4 protein-coding genes and 1 pseudogene are annotated in these 4,993 nt (G+C 31.8%); 1 reads left to right on the forward strand and 4 read right to left on the reverse strand.

The window, feature by feature from the left end:
- Positions 1-13: 13 nt before the first annotated feature.
- From BPMYX0001_RS33535 to BPMYX0001_RS28295, 4 genes are all read right to left on the reverse strand, one after another.
- Positions 14-163 carry a hypothetical protein gene (locus BPMYX0001_RS33535; RefSeq protein WP_167535698.1) on the reverse strand — a complete coding sequence of 50 codons (150 nt, stop codon included), beginning with the start codon at positions 161-163 and terminating at the stop codon, positions 14-16.
- Positions 160-1,254 (reverse strand): Rap family tetratricopeptide repeat protein, encoded by a 1,095-nt coding sequence (locus BPMYX0001_RS28285; protein WP_006097580.1) that lies wholly within the window; start codon positions 1,252-1,254, stop codon positions 160-162. Before BPMYX0001_RS28285 ends, BPMYX0001_RS33535 begins: the two co-directional genes overlap by 4 nt.
- Before the next feature lie 282 nt (positions 1,255-1,536).
- On the reverse strand, positions 1,537-1,779 hold the full coding sequence (locus BPMYX0001_RS28290; RefSeq protein ID WP_006097581.1) for a hypothetical protein: 243 nt from the start codon (positions 1,777-1,779) through the stop codon (positions 1,537-1,539).
- Between the two features lie 105 nt (positions 1,780-1,884).
- Positions 1,885-3,582 carry a helix-turn-helix domain-containing protein gene (locus tag BPMYX0001_RS28295; RefSeq protein ID WP_006097582.1) on the reverse strand — a complete coding sequence of 566 codons (1,698 nt, stop codon included), beginning with the start codon at positions 3,580-3,582 and terminating at the stop codon, positions 1,885-1,887.
- 1,203 nt (positions 3,583-4,785) lie between these two features.
- On the opposite strand from BPMYX0001_RS28295, the pseudogene BPMYX0001_RS28300 reads away from it, so the two are divergent.
- Positions 4,786-4,993, forward strand: a pseudogene (locus BPMYX0001_RS28300) (hypothetical protein); the annotation flags it as partial.

A 4,993-nucleotide genomic window follows, 5' to 3' on the forward strand; every position in this document is an offset into this window, starting at 1 on the left:
CTAAACAAAATTATCAGCCAGTATTACCGTGTGCATAACTTACTACAGCACTGCTAGCTTGTTGGACATCTGTTGGTTGGGCATTAAATCCAAAAGAAGAAATCCCAGCTGCCAGAATACCTACAGCTATAAACCTTTTTAAACTTAGTTTAAGGAATTTCATTTTAACACCTCCCTTTCTAATATTTCTTCTTTTGCTTGATAAGTTAAAAGGAAATATGAACTAGACTTTTCAAATTGTGCATCATTATGGAACTTTAGGGCCAATATTTCAGAATATTCCTGAATGTACTCCCATAGTCCTTCTTTCTTGAAGTATTCCATTCCTGCTAAAACGACCTTTTCTAAAATTTCTGTTTTTTCTTCATTACACAATTTATCTAGAATGTGAAAATGATGTTGGTATTCTAAAATCTCTAACTCATTACAAATATGTAATCCTTTTTTTATAAGCTCGGATGCAATTACTGTTTCTTGTACTTTTATTCGTTGTTTAGCTTCAATGAGAAGTGCTCTATAGTTGTTTGGTATTTTCTCATTTACTTCAGATAAATAACGAATTGCTAAGTCAAATTGTTTTTGCTCGGAATACATTAAACCTAGATTCTGACGAGCAATTAAGATATCTCTTTCATTTCCGAACTTACGAAATAAGTCAATAGCTGAAATGAAGTATTCTTCTGCCATTTCGTATTCTTTTAAATGAGTACATGATAATCCTAAAAGATTTTTACAATAAGCAATTTTTAATTCGCAATCAGAGTTCTGAGCAAAGATATCATTGGCTATATTTGCGTACTTTATTGCGAAAAGAGCTTGGTAAATATGATAGTTGAAAATGGCTAGATTGTAATAAAACTCAGCTTTTTCAAGGTCGTCAGGAATGTGTACTAGTAGGGATTCAGCTTTTTCATAATGCTCTTTAGCTAAATTATAGCTTCCAATTGCGTTAGAGTGTATAGCTTTAAAGAAGTGGTAGTAATATGCCAGAAAATCTTCTCTTGGAGTGTTGAAGTTTTCGATTTTGTCAAAACTATTTCTGGAAATCCCCATATTGTTAATTAGGTAGTTATATCTAAAGTCAAGCAAAGAATAATAAAAAAGTAAATTTTGATCTTCTGTAAGATTATGAAGTTGTTGCTCAATTTCTTTTTTTAGACGTATAGAATTTTCTCTATTTCTCGCACGAATTTGTAAATACCATTCATTTAATAACTCCGTCAACCGTTCATTTCCCTTTAGTTGTATGTTCATATAATCCTCCCATCACCCCATAATATAATAAAGGGAATATTCTCATAATAAAATAATAACAGATAAACAAAATATTAATCTAGAATAGAGAGATGTTTCAATATTTATCTGAATATTATGAAATTTATTTCTTTTATAGTTAATACTTCCATTGAATAATTAGAGGTATATGAGAGGGATCAAAATTTAGTACATATTGAAATAAAGGGTGCTATGAAATAGCCCCTTTATTTTTAACTCTATAAGCAACGATAGTTAAGAAAACAGCCAATTAATTCAATCTTATAACACGTTTATATTGAGATTTTCTCTAGAACATTCTTTCAACTGTTCAAAAGCTACCTTTCGCGCATGTTCTTCACTATCTATCAAAGACAGTCCTTGAGACATAAAACTCCAAAATTCATATCCACAATCCACCATCCACCTATAAACTTCCGTTGTATACAAACCATCTTTTCGTTTTATTATTTGAACTTTATATTGTTTACTTGGAGAAAAATATTCTGTCACAATTTGTTCCATAACTATATTTACTCCTTTAAAATATCTATGTACAAGCAATATAAAAGGGAGCTTCCCATTTCAAATGAACCATTTTGGTTCTTTTTACTTTTTATCATCCTTTTCCTACATAGACTCAATTATGATTTGCCTTTCATACCATTTGGTTAATTTATTATTGACGCTATTTGAGATGCGCTTCATTTTCTTATTACAAAATCTTGATAACGTAGCAGGAGATAACCCTATCTCATCTGCAATTTCGCGCATTGTTCTATTTTTGCGCATATGTTGGTGCATAATTTTCTCTCTAATCCTATCCTCTGAACCATCAATACTATGCTTTACGGTATCGATGGTTAAATTATTTTCTTGCTTATCCGGAGCTTCAATCACCTTTTTCTTTACCGAACTACCGATATTATCCATTAACTCTTTAGGAGGCAAGATGGTGATTCCTAATTTAGAGTAGTAATTTTTAAACCAATTCCGTTCTCCAATCCTAGATTCATCAAGTTCCTCACTGTATGCCCAATGTGAAATAACTTTTTCTTTTTCTAAATCTATTAATACATTTTCTAATTGCTCACGAATACGATGTGGACGTCCCTTCGCAATATTAATCCCCATTACAGACAATAGTCCTTTTTCTCCATCAATCGAATAGGGCCTTTGTAAATTGCTGTACTGTTGGCGAATTCTCCACTGCCAGGATAAGTACCGAATTAGTCGCTTATGGAATTTGTGTCGATAACTATTGTACTCCAATGCTTTTTTAGATAATAACGCTGTTGTACTATTAGAACCGTATAAATACATCGATAAAAAGCTACCTGGTTTTATTCTACAAGATTCAATACCTACGTAATCATTGGTATTTTTATCTCTCCAAAGAACTACAGAATCTAAAACGAAGAGTCTTTTAATTACTTCACGTTTCATTTCAAATTGCTTACCAGTTTCTGCACGATCATTTAAAACAACTACTTCATTATCATCATTTAAATAAATAAAGATACTTGCTAAAGCAGCAATTCGTTGAGCAATTTTGATTTTATCTTCTGCACGATAATACTCTATACCGTTTGCTCTTGCTTTTGGCATATTACACATATCCAACACATTCTCGTAACTGAAATCAATAAACTCATCTGGAGACTTCGCTTGATTCAACCACTGTATCGTAATTGTATCTAGACAGTCAGCTGTAAGATCATCCATATTACTGATAACACCATCTACTAGTATTGACCATCTTTCTGCTTCATTAGTGTTTACTAATCTTAGATCTTCATCTTTATGTGATGAAAGCTGAGCAACTCCACTTGTGCTTTTAGTTTCCAATGGTAATATAGGTACCGCTCCTAATTCATCTTCTTCAAATTGATTTTTTGCTATACCATCACGTAGTTGATAATATACTGCGTCATTACTAACAGGATAGTAATCATCAGTAATGTCCGTTTCTTGGTCTTTTACCTTCTTATCTTTTGTATTAGATAAGATAGTCGTTTCAACTGTTTCTGACATTCCTTCAAACTCTTGCTCTATTATCTTATCAAGTACATTTCGAAGCTCATTTTTATATTTATCTAAATTTGCATATATGTGCAATAATGAAATTCCTTGTTCTTGTTTCTGGCCTAACCAGGAAACAAGTGCTGAAAATGAAGGAGAAATATTAGCTGAAGTTACTAATTTGTCATGATTTTCTTGTACCTCATCATAATATTTATTCCACTTTGTCCATAGCTGCTTGTTCTCTTCATACATTGGAGCAGCAAGAAAAAGGGCATCACCAAACAACACTAATACTTTCTCCAAATGAAAAACCTCCTAACAAAATAACCACCGGATATATATTATAGAACTTGAAATATCCTAGCTATATAGTGGCAACACAGCTCAAAATCTAAAATGTTACCGGAATCTTCTGCGTATAATAAAAATTCATCGTACGATACTTGGAATACTACTTAACCAGTCGTGTTCTTGTCTTTAATTATATAAGACTATGTCTATTTGTAAAATTACTACTTTACACCATACCCTTCATTCAAGAAAGTCATTAGGCAAGCAAAGATGAAGACCATCCTTTTTAGGTTAGCTCTGCTTGTCTCCTATGTCACAAATCAATTGCCATCATATAGCTATATGATGGCAACTACAGAACAAAAATATTAGGTTTTATCTAAAAAGCATGAAATTCTTTATACTCAACAATTTCAAGACCTTTGCTATTATAGCAATCTTATAGTTACATGGTGGCCATGTCTATATAAAACTTGAAACGTTATAGCTATATGGTGGCAACTACAGGACAAAAATATTAAGTTTCATCTAAAATCATGAAATTCTTTATACTCAAGAATTTAAAGACCTTTATTATAGCAACATTATAGTTACATGATGGCTATAGATATATATAAAACTTGAAATGTTATAGCTATATGGTGGCAACATCTTTTAATAAAAGATACCCCCTAAATCTATATCTACCAAGGACTTAAGTGCATTTTACGATAAATAAAAATTTCATTTCAAACATGAAACGCTTTAGCGGTATGGTGGCAACTAATTTTTAAAAACATGAAACGAGTATAGCTATATGATGGCAACACTTATTTGTTAAAAAGCAACCCCAAACCCTATATATAACAACATTTATATATGAATTTCACACGTTCGATAAACATATCAAAACATGAAACGTTATAGCTATATGATGGCAACAACTCTTACATTAAGAACATGGAAACGCTTATAGAATCAAGGATTATAAGCTTTTTTACAAATTCGATATGCGTTTCATGTTTGAAATCTCTTATAGCTATATGGTGGCCATAAACTTTTTTTTATGAAACGTCAAATCCCTTGGGCGCCAAGGGATTCAGGCACGTTTCATATTTTTATTTTTTCTCTTAAAGGGGCACATTTCATCAAATTCCGATTTGCTATAATCATAATTGGTATATTTTATATTGTTTTGGCATATATTTCTGGATTTATGTGTAGGAGGTGAAAAAGATGGGACAATCATTTATTATTCGTAATCAGCGTAGTCTAAATGGACAAGATACAAATGCAGTTCTAGTAACATTAAAATCTTGGCAGAAACTTGTTGAAGCTTTTGAAGAGAAATACTACAGCTATAAAGATACATACCTTGAGGATATTTTAAATCATATGACATATGAAGAACGTATTGCCGATGTAGACGGCTTGGTGGCTCAGA

It is taken from the genome of Bacillus pseudomycoides DSM 12442 (genome assembly GCF_000161455.1).
In the GTDB taxonomy this organism is placed as follows: Bacteria; Bacillota; Bacilli; order Bacillales; family Bacillaceae_G; genus Bacillus_A; species Bacillus_A pseudomycoides.